This is a genomic window from Nocardia sp. NPDC024068 (assembly GCF_040638875.1).
Lineage (GTDB): Bacteria > Actinomycetota > Actinomycetes > Mycobacteriales > Mycobacteriaceae > Nocardia.
The window spans coordinates 46,243-63,189 of the sequence record NZ_JBEZYU010000010.1 but is presented as its reverse complement, the minus strand read 5'-3'; the positions used below and the strand labels follow the sequence as shown (position 1 = coordinate 63,189).

Sequence of the window (16,947 nt, the reverse complement as noted above, 5' to 3'; positions counted from 1 at the left end):
CTATGAGCGACGAACCCGAAGTCCTGATCGAACAGCGTGACGGACTCGGACTCATCACCCTGAACCGGCCCAAGGCCATCAACGCGCTCAATCACGCGATGACCCTGACCATCACCGAGCAGCTGCGGGCCTGGGCGACCGACGAATCGGTGCGCACCGTCGCCCTCACCGGCGCGGGCGAGCGGGGGTTGTGCGCGGGCGGCGATATCGTCGCCATCCACCACGACGCCAAGGAACAGCAGGCCGCGGGACACGTCGGCGCCGCCGCGGATTCGGCCACCGGGAGGTTCTGGCGCGACGAGTACATCCTCAACGCGCTCATCGGCCGCTATCCGAAACCGTATGTCGCGGTGATGGACGGAATCGTGATGGGCGGCGGGGTCGGGCTGTCCGCGCACGGCAGCCACCGCATCGTCACCGAACGGTCCACGATCGGGATGCCCGAGGTCGGAATCGGGTTCATTCCCGATGTCGGCGGCACCTACCTGCTGTCGCGGGCCCCCGGCGAACTGGGCACCCATATCGCGCTCACCACGGCGCGGATGAAGGCCGGGGACGCGCTCGCCACCGGGTTCGCGGACTATTTCGTGCCCGCCGACCAGATCCCGGCGCTGCTGACCACGCTGCAGAGCGAGGCCGCCGATATCGCCATCGCCAAATACGCCACCGAGGCGCCGGAATCGGCGCTGCTCGGGCAGCGTGACTGGATCGACGCCTGCTACGGCGCGGAAACGGTCGCCGAGATCGTGGCACATTTGCAGCAACACGCCGATACCGAGGCGAACGCCGCGGCCACCGCGATACTCGGCAAATCGCCGGTGGCGCTGCAGGTCACCCTGCGGTCGCTGCGGTCCGCGCGCGGGGCGGGCAGTCTCGAAGCGGTGCTGAACGAGGAGTACCGGGTCTCGATCGCCTCGCTGGCCTCGCACGATCTGGTCGAGGGCATTCGCGCCCAGGTCGTGGACAAGGACCGGAACCCGCAGTGGCGTCCGGCGGCGCTGGCCGAGGTGAACGCGGCGCAGGTCGACGCGTATTTCGCCGAATTGGGGGACCGTGAACTGAATCTGATCACCCCGGAGGAGAGCAAGTGACGAAGACGATCGGGTTCCTGGGGCTCGGCCATATGGGCGGTCCCATGGCGGCGAATCTGGTGAAAGCCGGGTACGACGTACACGCTTTCGACCCTTCGCCGGCCGCCCGGGAACAGGCTCGCACGGACGGTGTCGCCCTGGTGGATACCGGCGTCGCCGCGGCCACCGGCCGCGACATCGTGATCACGATGCTCACCACCGGCGCACTGGTGCGGAATGTCTACGCCGAGCTGCTGGAGGTGGCGGAGCCGGACACCCTGTTCGTCGATTGCTCGACGATCGACGTGGCCGACGCCAAGGCGGCCGCGGACGCCGCGGTGGCCATGGGGCACCGGGCGCTGGACGCTCCGGTCTCCGGGGGCGTGGCCGGGGCGGCCGCCGGCACGCTGACCTTCATGGTCGGCGGCGCGGACGCCGATTTCGCCGAGGCGCGACCGGTGCTCGAGGTCATGGGCGCCAAGGTCGTGCACTGCGGCGCCTCCGGTGTCGGGCAGGCCGCCAAGATCTGCAACAACATGCTGCTGGGCATCTCCATGATCGGGCTGTCCGAAGCGCTGGTGCTGGGGGAGAAGCTGGGGCTGAGCCACCAGTCCTTCTTCGATGTGGTGTCCACGGCGTCCGGACAGAGCTGGGCGCTGACCACCTACTGCCCGGTTCCGGGCCCGGTGCCGACCAGCCCGGCGAACAACGACTACCAGCCGGGGTTCGCCACCGCACTGATGAACAAAGATCTCGGCCTGGCCGTGGAGGCGCTGCGCGCCAACGGGGTCGACGGCCGGATCGGACAGCTGGCCGCGGAGATCTACCGCGAATTCAACGAGACCTCGGGCGGCCGCGACTTCTCGGCCATCATCACCGAGGTGCGCGAACGCAGCGGAGGGCCCGAAACCTCCCGCTGACCACTCGCGCCGGCCTCGCGAACGACGCCGGAACCCGGTAGCCCCGGGTTCCGGCGTCGCGTCGTTCCGGCAGCCGAATGGTCCGCGAATTTGCCTGCGCGCCATAGAAAATTCAATCTCGTGCGATGTAATCGTGTGTGACGCAGTCCCCGTGCGGTCGGTGATGAGTCCGCACGCGGTGGCGATTCCGTGCGAAGTGGAGGTGGCCGGACGGGTGGACCGACCCGAACCCGTCGCAGTCCTCGAGTCGATGTGTGGCCGGTGATCCATGAGCCTCTATCTTCCGGAGGAGATGCGCTGGCTGGGCTGGATCGCCGGTGCGGAGTGGCCCGACGGTGACGAGGACAAGGCGTGGGAGGTCTCCGGGGTCTGGAAAGAGGCCGCAGGCGAACTGCTGGCTCTGCTCGCCGCCATCGACGAGGCCAAGGTGGCGACCATGGCCGCCTATCCCGCGGGGGCCGCGCGCGAGGAGATAGGCGCGCAGTACGACGCGCTGCGCAGCGGCGAATCGTCGCTGGAGGCGCTCGGCAATTCCATGCTGGGCACGGCGGACGCGACCTTCGATATCGGCACCGAACTACAGGCGCAGAAGCTCACCATCATCATCACGCTGTGCTGGCTGGCCATCGAGATCGCCTTGGCCTGGCTGTTCCCGCCGACCGCGCCGGCGGTGGAGGCCGCGGCCGTCGGCACCACCCGGGCGACACTGCAGGCGGTGACCACCGCCACGCAGCGGGCCATCTCCGCGCTGGCCTCGAAACTGGGTGCGCCGACGGTGAAACGCGGCTTCTGGAAAAGTCTGCTGGCCGGTAAGCCGGTGGCGCCCACGGCCAAGGGGTGGGGCCAGTTCGGCCAGGAGGTGCTACAGGGCGCGGCCGAGGAAGGTTTGATCAACGGGGCCATTCAGGCCGGGCAGATCGCCGCCGGGAAACGCGACGAATTCAACTGGGAGGAATGGGGATACGGCGTCGGAGCCGGTGGTTTCGCGGAACCGATCGGCAGCGCGGTCGCCAAGGGGATGAACAAGGGCTTCGGCAATGTCTTCGGTGGTGGGTTCGGCACTATCTGGGGACGAGCCGGGCAGAACACGGTGGTCGGCGCGACCTCGGACGGGGTCGCGGGGATTTTCGGCAGCCTGTTCGTCTCGGCGATCTCCGGGCAGAGTCTGGAGGACACGCTCACCGGTATCGGGGTCGCGGGCGGATTCATCCAGGGCGGGATCGTCGGGGCGGCCGATCCGTCGACCTTCGGATTCGGTCCGATGGGACACGGCGGTGGGTGGACCGGTGGTGGCGGTGACGTATTCGGGCGCAGCGGTCCGGCTTTCACCGATTCCCAGGGGGGTGACGGTTCCGTTCCGGGGGAGCAGATCCCGGACGCGCCCGGGCAGGGCGAGAAGGCACCCGGGGATGGATTCCGATCCGGTCCGGAGACCGCAGAGCGCGGCAACGAGTCGGGGCGGGAAGATCCGGGCGGCCCGCGCACGGTGCCGACCGCCGATCTCACGCCGAAACAACCCCACGGATCGGCCACCTGGCCGCAGAGTCCGTCCGGCGAACAGCAGCAGCCGCCCGCGAACGTATTCACCGGAAACGGTGGCGGCTTCGGGAGTATGGAGTCGAAGCAGGGCGGGGACCTCGGGGGGTCGTCGGAGAACGGCGAAACGGTCGGCGAGTCGTCGGAGGGCGGCGGGAAGGTCGGGGGGTCGTCCGGGGGCGTCAGCGGGTTCGGTGAGTCGTCGGAGGGCGGCGGCGAGTTCGAGGGATCGTCCGGGGGCGTCAGCGGGTCCGGCGAGTCGTCGGAGAGCGGCGGCAGGATCGGGGAGGCATCCGAGGGCGACGGCAGGGTCGGCGGCTCCTCGGAGCATGGCGACAAGGTCGGGGAGCCGGAGGGCGATCGCGGCGGCACCGAGTCGAATCGTCAGGACGACATCTCCGGTGACCAGCGGGTTTCGGAGGACGGCGGGCGGGAAGGTCTCACCGGAGACCGCTCGTCCGAGCACATCGAGGCAGCGGCCTCGGACGACCGCGGGGAGCAGCGCAACGATCCGGCGCGTTCGGAGACGCACGAAGACGGGCAGCGGTCGGATCAGCACAACGTGCAGACAGAGGACCCGCTCACCGACCGATCGGATACCGAGAGCGGGGTGACCGACCGCCGATTCGGCGACGATCCGGTCACCGGATCCCCGCAACCGGCCGGGGCGCCCTCGCCGCCGGCCACCCCGGTCGCCGGGTCGACTCAGACCGGGCCGCCGCCCCCGCCCGGGCAGTCCACGACCTCGACCCCATCGACAGGGCAGCCGCAGCCGGGGCGATCGGACGCACCGGCCGCGCAGTCGAGTTCCGCGGCCCAGCGCGCGACGCCTCCCGTATCGAGCACACCTGCCGAACCGCTGGGCGGCACCTCGGGTCCCGAATCGAACACCTCTCCCGCCCGGACGGATCCGCCGCCGGAGATCGACCCGGAGACCGGACAGCCGCGGTATCCCACCGAGATCGGCGCGACCGAATCGACCGAGCGGCAGGACGATTTCGATTGGGCCGGTCTGGCCGGTCCCGAATACGCCGGGGCATGGGATTCGTGGGACGGGACTCCGAGTTGGCTCGCCGATACCCAGATCTCGGCGAACTTCGCACCCCCAGCGCTCCCGCTGGTCGATCCGGGTATGCCCGCCCCGTCATCCGGCACGACGAATCCGGTGTCCCCGGTTCCCGCGCCGCAGCCGCCGCCCGCCGCGAATCAGACTGCCCAGCAACAGAACACACCCGATCGGGCGCAGAGTTCACCGGCGCAACATCAGAGTTCACCGGCCCAGAGCCAGAGTTCACCGGCGCCGCGGACCCCGCCCGCGAACCAGGGCGGGCAGCAGCCCTCTACCGAGGTAGAGGAAGGCGCCGGTAGGCCGAAGCGGCCGCATCCCGGGACGGAGTCGACTCCCGAGCCGGAGCCACCGTCGAAGAAGGCGCGCTCGGAGGGATCCCCCACCGGCCCGCACCGGGCCGCGGCGCAGCAGCCTGTGCCGCCGGTGCCGATACCGGTGACCGCCGGTCCGCAGGATCCGCCGCCGATCCGGCAACCGGGCCCGCAGTCGCAGCCCGAGACGGCGCCGCAGACACAGCCCGCGGACCCCGCTGCGCCGCAGAGCACGACCCCCGATCCCCCGGTGCGGCGGCGTCCGGAGCCGCCCATGCTCCTGACCAACCCGTCGAAGACCAGGGTGTTCGGCCCGGAACTGCTCGCCCCCGTCGACAACCCGGAATCGCAGCGGGCGCTCGAGGACGCACTGCGCGGCGACGACGGGGCTTTCATCCGATACGCCGATCCGCGCACCCACCCGGCCGGTGGCACGCCGTACGGCGAGTTGATCAATATCCGGGGACCCGGGGCGCTGGGGCGCGGCAACAACTGTCTCGATTGCGCGATATCGGCGCTCGCGACCTTCCTCGGCCGCCCCGAGGTCGCCGCCCCGCGCTATCCGGACATCGTCGACGGTGTCGTCGATACCGTGGGTAACGAGAAGAAGGCCCTCAACCGGGTCTTCCATATGCTGCGGACCTATCCGGACAGCTACCGGGACGGCAGCCGGTCGATCCCGGAGCAGTTCACCGCCATGCACGAGTGGATCGCCCATCTCGGAGAAGGGTCGGCGGCCTTCGTCAACAACGAGTGGCCGGTGATCGATCCGGCGACCGGTGCGCCGGTACTCGAGAACGGAAAGCCGAAGACCTACGCCCACGCCACGGTGATCGTCTACCCCCGGGGCGCTACCGGTCCGGTGTGGTGGGATCCCCAATCCGGCGGGATGTCCGACGGGCCGCCGCCGGATATGGTCGCGTCGACGGCCAAGGTCGACTTCATTCCGATTCCGCCCGGCCGGGTGGTGCTCGATGCGAACACCACCCCCGCCCCGCCGGTTCCCGTGCCGCCACCGGCACCGCCTCCGGGACCGGTGGTCCAGCCGGTCCACACTCGTCCCGACCCTCCGGCGCGGCTGACGGATCCCGCGCAGAGCCGGACCTTCGGCCCCGGCCATCTCGATCCCGTCGAACATCCGGGCCTGCAGAAGGTGCTCGAGGACGCCCTGACTGACGGCTCCGGCGGTTTCGTGGCCGGCGCCGATCCGCGGACCTTTCCGACACCGGGCGATCCGTACGCGAGGATGATCAACGCGGGTGGTCCGGCGCTGCCCGGCCGCGCCTCGAACAAGATCGATGCCGCGCTGTCGGCGCTCTCGTCGTTTCTCGGGAACCCGCAGGTCGCCGCTCCTCGGCACCCGGATCTGGGCCCCAACGGATTCGACGGGAAGGACGAACAGTCCGGGCATGTGCGGGCTGCGCAGTGGTTGCAGAGTACGCCGAACTATTTCGACCGCTCGCAACCGGTGGCTCAGCAGTACACCCATCTGCACAACTGGATCCATCATCTGGGTCAGGGTTCCGCCGCGCTGGTGTTCAGCGTTGTCCCGCAGCGGGATCCGGGCACCGGCGCGATACTGCGCGACCCGCAGAACCGGCCCGTGACGATCATGCAGCCCACCGTGATCGTCTACCCGCCGAGTGCCTCGGGGCCGGTGTGGTGGAACCCGGTCAGCGGCGAAACCTGGGACGGCCCGCCGGAAAACCTGGTCCGCGCCACGGCCGGATTCGGTTTCATCCCGATACCGCCGGGCCGGAGTGTCGATACGTCCCCGGCGGCGCCGGTACCGCCACCGGCCGCGGCGGGCCCCACTCCGCCGGGACCGGCCGGGGCACCGGGCGATCGAAGGGAGGCCGGAAACACTCGGTTCGAGCCGCTGGCCGACCCGTCCGGCGCGCCGCTGCAATTGCGACAACGACTGCGCCGCCTGTTGCACGAGACGACTCGGAGTGCGCCCGCGCCGACCATGGGGCCGGTCGAACTCGTCCCGCGACCCGACCTCTCGCTTCGCACGGCCCCGCCGCCGGAGCGGGTGGGAACCACGGACCCGGGCAGCGACGAGCAGAACGCGCCGCCGGTCCCACCGGAGCCGGAGCAGCAGCACGGGGCTCGGCAGGACGCGGAATCGCCGGAGTCCGATATCGCCCTCGGAGCCCCGCCCGACGGTACGGACCCCGATGTCCGGATGACCGATCCCGCCGCTTCGCCGACCGGCGACCCGGAACCCGGGACGAGCGGAACCGCCGGAACGAAACGCCCGTTGCCGGAACCACAGCCGGTCGCGGGACCCGCGAAGCGACCGCAACTGGAAGAGGCGACGCAACCGGCGCCGCCCGTTGTGCCTGCGGCAGGTCCTGTCCCGCCGCCCCCGGAGCCGCCGGCCCCGCAGATCCCGGACTCTCAGCAGACGGTCATGCCCAAGCCGGTGTACGACCGGCCCTGGCCGGGACCGCAATTGGTCAACGGAAACGACACCCGGATGTATGGGCCGGGATGGCTGGCGCCACTCGAGGATCCGGCGCTGCAACAGCAGTTCGAAGACGCCATGCGCGACGACGACGGCAACTTCGTGAAATACGCCGATCCGCGCACCTTCCCGTCCCCGGACAATCCGTATGGTTCGCGGATCAACGCGGGTGGCACCACGGCCCCCGGCCGAAGCAAGAATTGCTGTGACTGTTCGGTATCGGGCCTGATGTCGTTTCTCGGTCTGCCGCAGGTCGCGCTCCCGCGCTATCACCAGATCGTGAACGGCGTCGTCGACACCGGGGGTTCGGACGGGATAGACCAGACCCGGCTGTACCAGATGCTCGGCAACCGGCCGAACTCCTTCAACGACGGCTATCGGTCGATCAACCAGCAGTTCCTCGCCATCCACGACTATGTGAAGAATCTCGGGGAGGGGGCCGCCGCCTACGTGTCGTTCCACTGGCAGCCGCGCGACCCCCGGACGGGCCGGCCGATGGTCCGCAACGGCCGGCCGGTGCTGAGTGGCCATGCGACGCTCGTCGTCCATCCCGTGGGCGCCGCCGGCCCGGTCTGGTGGGATCCGCAGGGCGGCATCATGTCCGACCGTCCCACGGCGCGGCTGACCTACAGCACGGTGCGGGTGGATTTCATCCCGATCCCGCCCGGGCGGAGCGTGCTGCCGAGCCTCGCCGACAGGCGGGCCTCCGCGCCCGCGGCGCCGCCGGCTCCGGTGCGCGATCCGGTCCGGGAGCCGGTCATCGCGCCGGTCCACCACCGTCCGGAACCGCCGGCGGTCCTGGACAACCCCGCCGACAGCCGCCGGTTCGAGCCGGGCGGGCTGCGCGAGGTCGAGCATCCCGGATTCCAGAAGGCCCTCGAGGACGCGCTGCGCGACGCCGACGGCAGGTACCTGATCGCTGCGGACCCGCGCACTCACCCACGTTCCGAGCACCCCTACGGGACGATGATCAACCCCGGCGGCACCGCGCTGGGGGGCCGCGGCACCAACCGGTTCGATGCCGCCCTGTCGGCGCTGTCGACCTTCCTGGGCAAACCGGAGGTCGCCGCCCGGCGTGAACCCGATCCGGCCGTCGCGGGTAACGATCGAGCCGACGAGGCCGGTGGGCGGGATCGCGCGATCCGGTGGCTGGGTAGTGAACCCACCGGGTTCGACGAGACGCTGCCGATGGGGCGGCAGTACGACGCCCTGCACAACTGGGTGGCTCAGCTGGGGCCCGGTTCGGCCGCACTGGTACTGCCCGCGAAACCCGGACTCGACCCGCAGACCGGGCTGCCCCGGCCCGCGCCGGACGGGCGGGTCGCGCTGGATGATCCGGAACCGCTGGTGGTGGTCTATCCGCCGTCGTCGGCCGGACCGGTGTGGTGGAATCCGGTGACCGGGGAAACCTGGGACGCACCACCACCGTCGCTGGTCGATACGACCGCGAAGCTCGAGTTCTTCCCGATACCGCCGGGCCGGACGATCGCCGGTGCCGCCCCCACCGCGCCTGCGTCGCCGCGGCAGGTTTCGCAGCCCGTCGCCGACCGGGGCCTGCCGCCCGGTCCGTCCGATACCGCGCGCGGTGACCCGGAAAGTGACCCGCCCGCCCGCTCCTCCCCGAACCCCCACGATCCCGCGGGAACCCCGTTCCACCTGCGCGAGCGGTTCCGTCGCTGGACACAGCGGTTGCCGGCGGAACCACCGCAGGTGCAGCCGGTAGCGCACGCGGCCGAACCGGTACCGCCGGTCACCCGCCCGGCGCCCGACCCGGACCCACCGGGTCCCGGACCCGCATCCGAACGACGGGACCCCGGTTCACCGGCCGTTTCCCCGGCGCCGAGCCGGGTTCCGACCCCGCCACCACCGGCCCCACCGCCCCCGCGCCACGGGCATCCGCCGCCGCCGAGGCAGGTGGTGCATCCGGACAAGAGCCGCGTGTACGGCCCGGGGCAGCTGGCGCCACTCGAGGGTCCGGGCCCGCAGCGGGCCCTGGAACAGGCGATGCGCGATAAGGACGGACATTTCGTCCGCTACTCCGATCCGCGTGTCCATCCGGTCGGGGGCAGGCCCTACGGCGAACTCGTCAACGCCGCCGGACTGTCGGCACCGGGTCGCGAAACCAACTGCGTGGATTGCGCACTCGCGGCGCTGGCGACGTTCTTCGGCCGGCCGATGGTCGCCGCTCCGGCGTTCTTCCGGGTGGCCAACAGCGTGATCGGCCCGTCGGGTCCCGAGGCGGGCGGCGCCGACCGGATCACCCACACCTTCCGCACCGGGTTCGATTCCTACGACTACGACGGCAGATCGGTTCCGGAGCAGTTCGACGCCATCACGAAGTGGGTCGCGCATCTGGGCCCGGGCTCGGCGGCCGTGGTCACCAACCGCTGGCAGGCTGTCGATCCCCGCACCGGCGATCCGCTGATCAACCCCGACGGCTCGCCGAAGACGGCCGGTGCGCACGCGCTCGTGGTCGTCTATCCCGTCGGCGCGGCCGGTCCGGTGTGGTGGGACCCGCAGAGCGGAGATATGTCGGTTCGCCCGCCCGAGAACATGGACCAGCGCTCGGCGAGTGTCGAGTTCCTGCCGATACCGCCCGGTCGCACCGTCATCGCCGAACCGCCGGACGGCAGCCCACCGTTGCCGCCGCCGGCGACCGTCTCGCGCCCCCTGCCCGCCATCGGCCCGCGGCGCCGCAGGCCGGCGGCCATGCTGCTCGCCGACCCGGCCGAGAGCCGCCGGTTCGAACGCGGCTACCTGGACGAACTCGAGCATCCGGGGTACCGGACAGCGCTCGAGGACGCATTGCGCGATCGCGACGGGAACTTCGTGGTGGCCGCCGATCCGCGTACCTATCCGACAACCGCACTGCCCTACGGCAAGCTGGTCAACGGTGGTGGGCCGATATCCCCGCAACGCTCCTACAACAAGATCGACGCGGCACTGTCGGGCCTGTCGTCGTTTCTCGGCACGCCCCGCGTCGCGGTGCCGCGCTATCCGGATCCCGGGCTCGGCCGGGGTTATCGCGACGACGAACACGGCGGCCTGCACCGCCTGCAGTTCTGGGGGCGGACGAATCTGAGCCGATTCGGCTCCGAGATCGGTCCGGAAGCAGCGCATTTCCCGGCCCTCCACGACTGGGTGGACGGCCTCGGGCCCGGTTCCGCGGCGGTGGCGGTGATCGGGATCGGTACCCGGGACCCGTACTCCGGCAGCCTCGTCTCGAGCTTCTCCGACGAGACCGAGATCCTGCTGGTGGTCTATCCGGCCGGGGCGCCGGGACCGGTGTGGTGGAACCCGGTGACCGGGCAGACGTGGGACGCGCCGCCGGCCCGGGAGTTCCCCGACGCCGTGGATTTCCGCTTCCTGGAGGTGCCGCCGGGGCGCCGGGTCGACGGGAAGTCGGGAGTGCAGGCGAATGTCGGCCCACTGGTCGGTCCGAGCGTGTCGCAGCCGGAGCCGCCGCGGCGCCTGGCCCCGCCCGCCGCCGATCGCGACCAGCACTTCGGCCCGGTGGATCCGGTCGCGCAGCAGGCGTTGGAGAACGCGCTGGGTGACGGTCGCGGCGGGTTCGTGACCGCGGCCGATCCCCGGTCCTTCCCGACGCCCGCGAGTCCGTACCGCACCCTGGTGAACCCCGCGGACCCGGCGTCTCCGGGGTTCGGGCTCAACACCTTCGACGCCGCGCTGTCGGCCCTTTCGTCGTTCTTCGGGGCCCCGCAGGTAGCCGCACCGCGTCCCCCGCAGGCCGGTCCCGACGACGAGGACGCGGGCGCGGGCGACGGGATCGATCGCCTGCTGCGGTGGGCGAAGACCGACCTCGACGATTTCCCCGCGCGGTCGATGGCGGAGCAGTTCGCCGCCCTGCACGACTGGGTCAAGCATCTCGGTCCCGGTGCCGCGGCGGTGGCCGTCGGCGTGACCGTGCAGGTCGACCAGAACACCGGGACCTTCGACCGGACCCTGCCCGATGATCAGCTGGTCGTGATGGGTGCCGCCGCGCCGGTGGTCGTCTTTCCGCGGGGGGCGGCGGAACCGGTGTGGTGGGATCCGGTCACCGGTGCGGTGTGGGACAGCCCGCCGTTGTCGCTGATCCAGCGCACCGCCTACCTCAACTTCGTCGCGTTCCCACCGGGGCGGAGCATCGACACCGCGCAGGCGAACACCGGCGCTGCGCAGAACCCCGCGGGCGATCCGCTCGCCACCGAAATCGAGGAAGGAGTGATCGATGAATCTGCCGCTACAGACCGAGGAACAGGTACGCAATCACCTCCGGGAGGCACTTCCGGCCGGCCATCGGTACTTCATCGGCCGGATGCCGATCGGCGATTGGCTCCTCCAGCCGGAGACCACCGACGAGGACGTGGAAACCGGTCGCGCGATCGGGATGTCGTGCCTGGTCGTGGCGTCGGATACCGGGGTGATCCTGCAGTATCCGAGCTGGTCGGGTCAGATGGTGATGGAGGACTACACGGAGGCGGTGACCGCCGGCCGGGCACCGGCGGCACGGCAGATCTTTCCGCGCCGGACCCGGATCGAATTGCTGCGGATCGGCGAGAGCCCGGAGGTGGTCGAATACCGGGTCAACGTGACATCGGAACTGAAACCGGCGGAACAGTTCTCGATGGTGATAGCGAAGGGCACGCGGTTGCCCAGCCCGACGAGCAGCGACGCGATGGTCGGCGCGGCGTGGGCGAGCTGGCGGCAGGAGCAGGACGGAACCTGGCCGGAGATGGGGACCACCGAGTACTGACCGACGGACCGGACCCGGTGGCGGCGCCGGATTCTCCGGGACGGTCACCGGGTGTTCGCGGGCACGGACGTCCGCAACGCCGGCGTCCGATCGAATGGTCGTTGCCGACCGGCTTCCGGGCGCCGGACGCCGCCGGTGTGTCCTGGCTGCCGCCCGGCGCGGTGCCCGGTGACGGCCCACGGCCCGATACGGACGCTCCGGATATCCCGCCCACCGCCGACGGGCCCGCGGCGGATCCGGACCGGCCGGAGGTCGATGTCCCGTTCACCCTGAACGATTCCGATCCGGGGACGGCGTGAAAGACCCGGTGGCGGGCGTATTCGTGGGGTTCGAGGTCCGGACGCGGCCGCGCGGGATGTCTGGTGGTTCGCCGGGATATCGCGCCGAGTTGGTCTCCGTGAAACTGCGGGTTCAGCCGAATACGGTGCAATGGCAACGGTGTCGGCCGTCAGGGAGGTAGCGGTGAGCCAGCGAGGTCGGACAGTCGCGATCCGGTCGGCATGACCCTATATCTGCCGGAGGAACTGCGCTGGCTGGGCTGGATCGCCGGCGCCGAATGGCCCGACGGCGACGAGGACAAGGCGTGGGCCGTCGCCGCGGCCTGGGAAGAAGCGAGCAAAGAGCTCACGGCGCTGCTCGCCAAGATCGACCAGGCCAAACAGGCGACCATGGACGCGTATCCGGAAGGTGCGGGCCGCACCGAGATGGGTGCCCGGTACGACGCCCTCCGCAGTGGTGATCAGTCGCTCGAGTCGATCGCCGATCTGATGATGACCCAGTACGACTCCACATTCGATATGGGTACCGAGCTGCAGGCCACCAAGCTCACCATCATCCTCACGCTGTGCTGGCTGGCCATCGAGATCGCCTGGGCGTGGCTGTTCCCGCCGACCGCCCCCGCCGTGGAGGCCGCCGCCATCGTGTCCACCCGGTCGGCGCTCAAGATCATTCAGGACGCGGTGCAGAAGACCATCGCCAATATCGCCGCCCGGATGGGCGCCTCGAAGACCTCGACGGGGCATTTCTGGAAGAACCTGGTGAAAGGCACACCGACCTGGCCCACGGCCAAAGGGTGGGGTGTCTACGGTGCCCGGGCCATCGAGGGCGCCGTGGTGCCGATGGCGATCAACGGCAGTATCCAGGCCGGCCAGATCGCGGACGGAAAACGGCACGAGTTCAACGGTAGGGAATTCGGCCTGGGCGCCCTCGGGGGCGCGGCCGGCGCCATCCCCGCCCGCGAATTCGGCCGGTACTTCGGTGAATTCATCGACAAGGGCCTCAGCAAGCTGCCCAGCAAGATGGTCTACAACCCCGCGATGGGGACCTTCCGGGGAATGTTCATCGGTGCCACCTCCGACGCTTTCGGCGCCGTCTTCGGCAACCTCGCCACCGCGCTGGCCGCCGGTGGTGATTTCTCGGCCTTCGCCAACGGGCCGGGCTGGGTCGGCAATATCGCGCAGGGCGGCATAGTCGGCGGCGTCCGCGGTGGCGCGGCGTTCAACAGCTATATCCCGAAGACGGCAGACGGCTTCACCGACGCCTCGCATTTCCGGTCGGACCACTGGTTCCGCGGTCAGCTGTGGCGGTTGCCGCGGTACAGCGGTGACGGGCTGTTCGCTCCGGCACCGCCCGCCGCAACGACCGGCACCACCGATGGGGGCGGGGGTGGTGTCGATGGTGGTGGCGGCCTGAATGGTGGTGGCGGCCTCGACGGTGGGGGCGGTGTCAACGGTGGTGGCGGCCTCGATGGTGGGGGCGGTGTCAACGGTGGTGGCGGCCTCGATGGTGGGGGCGGTGTGAACGGCGGGGGTGGCCTGAATGGTGGCGGTGGCCTGAATGGTGGCGGTGGCCTGAACGGTGGTGGCGGCATCAACGGTGGGGGCGGTGTCAACGGCGGGGGTGGCCTGAACGGTGGCGGTGGTCTGAACGGTGGGGGTCCGCTGACGCCTGCGGGTGGGTTCGACGGGAATTTCGGGGGCACAGGGAACACGGGGGGCGCCGGGAACACGGGGGGATTGCAGGGGGATGGCGGGCTGTTCCAGCAGAACTCGCAGTCGTTCGGCAACGAGCAGGGCGGCTTCGGCGGCGGGAATCGGGACTACGACGCCGGTAGCGAGGGTTCGTTCGGCGATCGGAGCAGCGAATTCGGCGGCTCCGAGGGCTATCGCGAGGGTGACGATGGTTTCGGGGGGTACGGCGGTGACCGCGGGGGTGATGGCGGTTTCGGGGGGTACGGCGGTGACCGCGGGGGTGATGGCGGTTTCGGGGGGTACGGCGGTGACCGCGGGAGTGACGACGGTTTCAGCGAGTACGGCGGGAACTCCGATCAGGGTGGTTACCAGGGCGGTTTCCGCAACGGGAGTCCGCTGGACGGAGACCCGGGCGCGCCGGTGAATCTCGGCAACAACTCCATGTGGATGCCGCAGCACGGGTGGTTCACCGACTCCGACGCCGGTTCTCTCTACGACGCACCGTTGGGCGGCCCGCGATCGGACAGCCCGACCCTGGGCGTACACGATTTCGGCGGATCTCAGCAGGGGCCGGCCGTCAGCGGGAACGGCGGCGCGCCCCTGGCCGGAGGCCAGCCGAATGTGCCGTCCGGAGGCCAGCCGAATGTGCCGTCCGGAAGTCAGCAGGGACCGGTCAACCCGGCTCCGCAGCCTTCGGCATCACAGCAGCAGCCCGGGCAGTCGAGCGCGCAGCAGCAGCCGGCCCCGCCTTCGCAGCAGCGGTCCGCGCCGGAGACCCAGGGTCTCACGGGCGGTTCGCGCTCGGGTACGTCGCTCTCGGGGCCGCTGGGAGGTCCGCAGGGACCGCTCGGATTCGGGGGTGCGCTGGACAACTCCGGGGCGGTACCGCTTTCACCAGATTCCGAGGGCCCGCCGATGCGCCCCGACGATATTCCGATGACGAATATGCCCGCGCAGTTCCACGGGCCGATCGGCGGACAGGACGGCCCGATCACTACGGGACGGCCCGCGCCGCCTCCGGTGAACCCGAACCAGCCTCCCGGGTCCTCGCAGCAGTCCTCGGACACGTCGCGCTCGTCCGGTCCGGTCCCGCCCCCGCACAACCCGAACCGGGACCAGGGGCCGCCGTCGCGGACGGTCTCGCCGTTGACAGCGGAGGAGCAGGCGCTGCCGCTGCCTTCGCGATCGGTTTCGCCGCTGACCGAGCAGGAACGGTCCGGCGATCATTCCCCGAACCCGTACGAGGGCCGGGATCAGGGGTCGGAGGGTAGCCGTTCGCCGGCCGAGTCCGATATCTCCTTCGACACCTTGCTGTCGCAGTTCCCGATGCCGCCGCAGGGCCCGCCGGGTGGGTACGGCCCGCCGCCGGGTGGTAACGACGGCACGCGTATCCCGCAGCCGCCGCCTCCGAACCGGTTCCCCGAGATCGTGGCGCCGCGTCCCATCCGGCCCGCGTTCCCGCCCCCGCCGGTCCAGGATTCCGAAATCGGGTCGCGACCCGTATCGCCGTCGACCACGGAGGAGGGCCCGTGGGATCCACGAACCAGCAACAGCGACAACGAATCACAGGCGCTCCCGTTGGGACCCCCGCCGCCCGCGAACTATCCGCCGGCGCCGAATTACCCGCCGCCTCCGCCGCCCGCGAACTATCCGCCGGCGCCGAATTACCCGCCCCCGCCGCCGCCCGCGAATCACCCACCGGCGCCCAACTATCCGCCGCCTCCGCCGCCCGCGAACCACCCACCGGCGCCCAACTATCCGCCGCCGCCTCCGCCGGGCCACGCGCCGGCGGCTCCGCCTCCCGCCCCGAACAGGCTGCCGCTGTGGCAGCTGCAGGGTCTGACTCCCGATTCACGCGAGGCCTACGAGGCCTACCGCGAAAATCACCGGCAGAACCCGGGCCATGTGCACGACCATCTCGGCGAGGGCAAGGACGTGCGCGGGAAACCGCGCCCCCAGCGCTGGCCGATGCGGGTTCCGTACCCCATCGCCGCCTTCTCGGCGCCGGATGCGCCGGGTGACGGCTGGTTACCCGAGGGAGCGGTCCCGCCGGACGGCCCCGGCGATCCGGACGGCCCCGGCTCCGACCCGCCGCGGCCCATCATCTCGCCGGAGGCGGTCGTCGACCCGTCGGCAACGGTCGGGCCCGGAGCCGAGGTGCAGGCCGGGGCCACGGTGGGCAAGGACGTGGAGATCCGGGCGGGTGCGGTCGTCCATTCGGGGGCGACGGTTCAGGACGGCGCGGTGGTGGGCGAGAACGCCGAGATCCACCGCGGTGCGCAGGTGCATCCGGGCGCCGTCGTGGGCAAGGACGTGGTGGTGCACGAGGGCGCGGTGATCCTGCCGGGCGCGGTGGTGCCCGACGGCACCGTGGTGCGGTCGGGTCAGGTGTTCGGTGGTGACCCGGGGACCGGCAATTCCGGCGTGGACGTGCCGTTCACGTTGTAGTGATCCGGCGGGCAGCCGGAACGAGGAAGGAGCACGCCATGGTGGATCGCGTAGAGGTGGATCCGGACCAGTTGGAGAGGGCCGCGCTGCTGACCCAGGACCTGGCCGATTCGGTGAAGGGTGTGGGTACCGAGCTGCGTAGCCGGCTGGACGGTATCGAGGACGAGTCGACCCAGCAGCCCTGGGGCAACGACTCCTTCGGCCGAAAATTCGTCGACGGTAAGAACAAGGACGGGTACGGCACCTCGAAACCGAATCTGCTCGACGGCGTCGACGGGATCTCCGGCACCTTCGGCGCGTTCGCCACCGGTCAGCGCGACGCGGTCGGACAGCTGCGGTCTATGGACAGCGAGTTCTGACCGACAGCGGTGGCGCGTGGAATCCGCCGGCCGGTCACCGG

At 70.7% G+C, this 16,947-nt stretch carries 6 protein-coding genes; 5 read left to right on the top strand and 1 reads right to left on the bottom strand.

The annotated features are described in order from the left end of the window. The first annotated feature begins 2 nt into the window (after positions 1–2). Complete coding sequence (locus AB0F41_RS12170; protein ID WP_357422864.1) at positions 3–1,091, top strand: enoyl-CoA hydratase/isomerase family protein; 1,089 nt, start codon at positions 3–5, stop codon at positions 1,089–1,091. Then, complete coding sequence (mmsB, locus tag AB0F41_RS12165) at positions 1,088–1,990, top strand: 3-hydroxyisobutyrate dehydrogenase (RefSeq protein ID WP_357422862.1); 903 nt, start codon at positions 1,088–1,090, stop codon at positions 1,988–1,990. Before AB0F41_RS12170 ends, mmsB begins: the two co-directional genes overlap by 4 nt. 2,680 nt (positions 1,991–4,670) lie before the next feature. Here the strand turns inward: mmsB and AB0F41_RS12160 are convergent. Continuing rightward, complete coding sequence (locus AB0F41_RS12160) at positions 4,671–4,748, bottom strand: hypothetical protein (protein ID WP_357423004.1); 78 nt, start codon at positions 4,746–4,748, stop codon at positions 4,671–4,673. Positions 4,749–5,180: 432 nt separating this feature from the next. Here AB0F41_RS12160 and AB0F41_RS12155 point away from each other — a divergent pair, with 432 nt between their 5' ends. From AB0F41_RS12155 to AB0F41_RS12145, 3 genes are all read left to right on the top strand, one after another. Further along, positions 5,181–12,428 carry a toxin glutamine deamidase domain-containing protein gene (locus AB0F41_RS12155; RefSeq protein WP_357423002.1) on the top strand — a complete coding sequence of 2,416 codons (7,248 nt, stop codon included), beginning with the start codon at positions 5,181–5,183 and terminating at the stop codon, positions 12,426–12,428. 201 nt (positions 12,429–12,629) lie between these two features. Next, positions 12,630–16,547, top strand: a complete 3,918-nt coding sequence (locus tag AB0F41_RS12150) for a hypothetical protein (protein WP_357422860.1) — start codon at positions 12,630–12,632, stop codon at positions 16,545–16,547. 38 nt (positions 16,548–16,585) lie between these two features. After that, complete coding sequence (locus AB0F41_RS12145; RefSeq protein ID WP_357422858.1) at positions 16,586–16,906, top strand: hypothetical protein; 321 nt, start codon at positions 16,586–16,588, stop codon at positions 16,904–16,906. Positions 16,907–16,947: the final 41 nt, after the last annotated feature.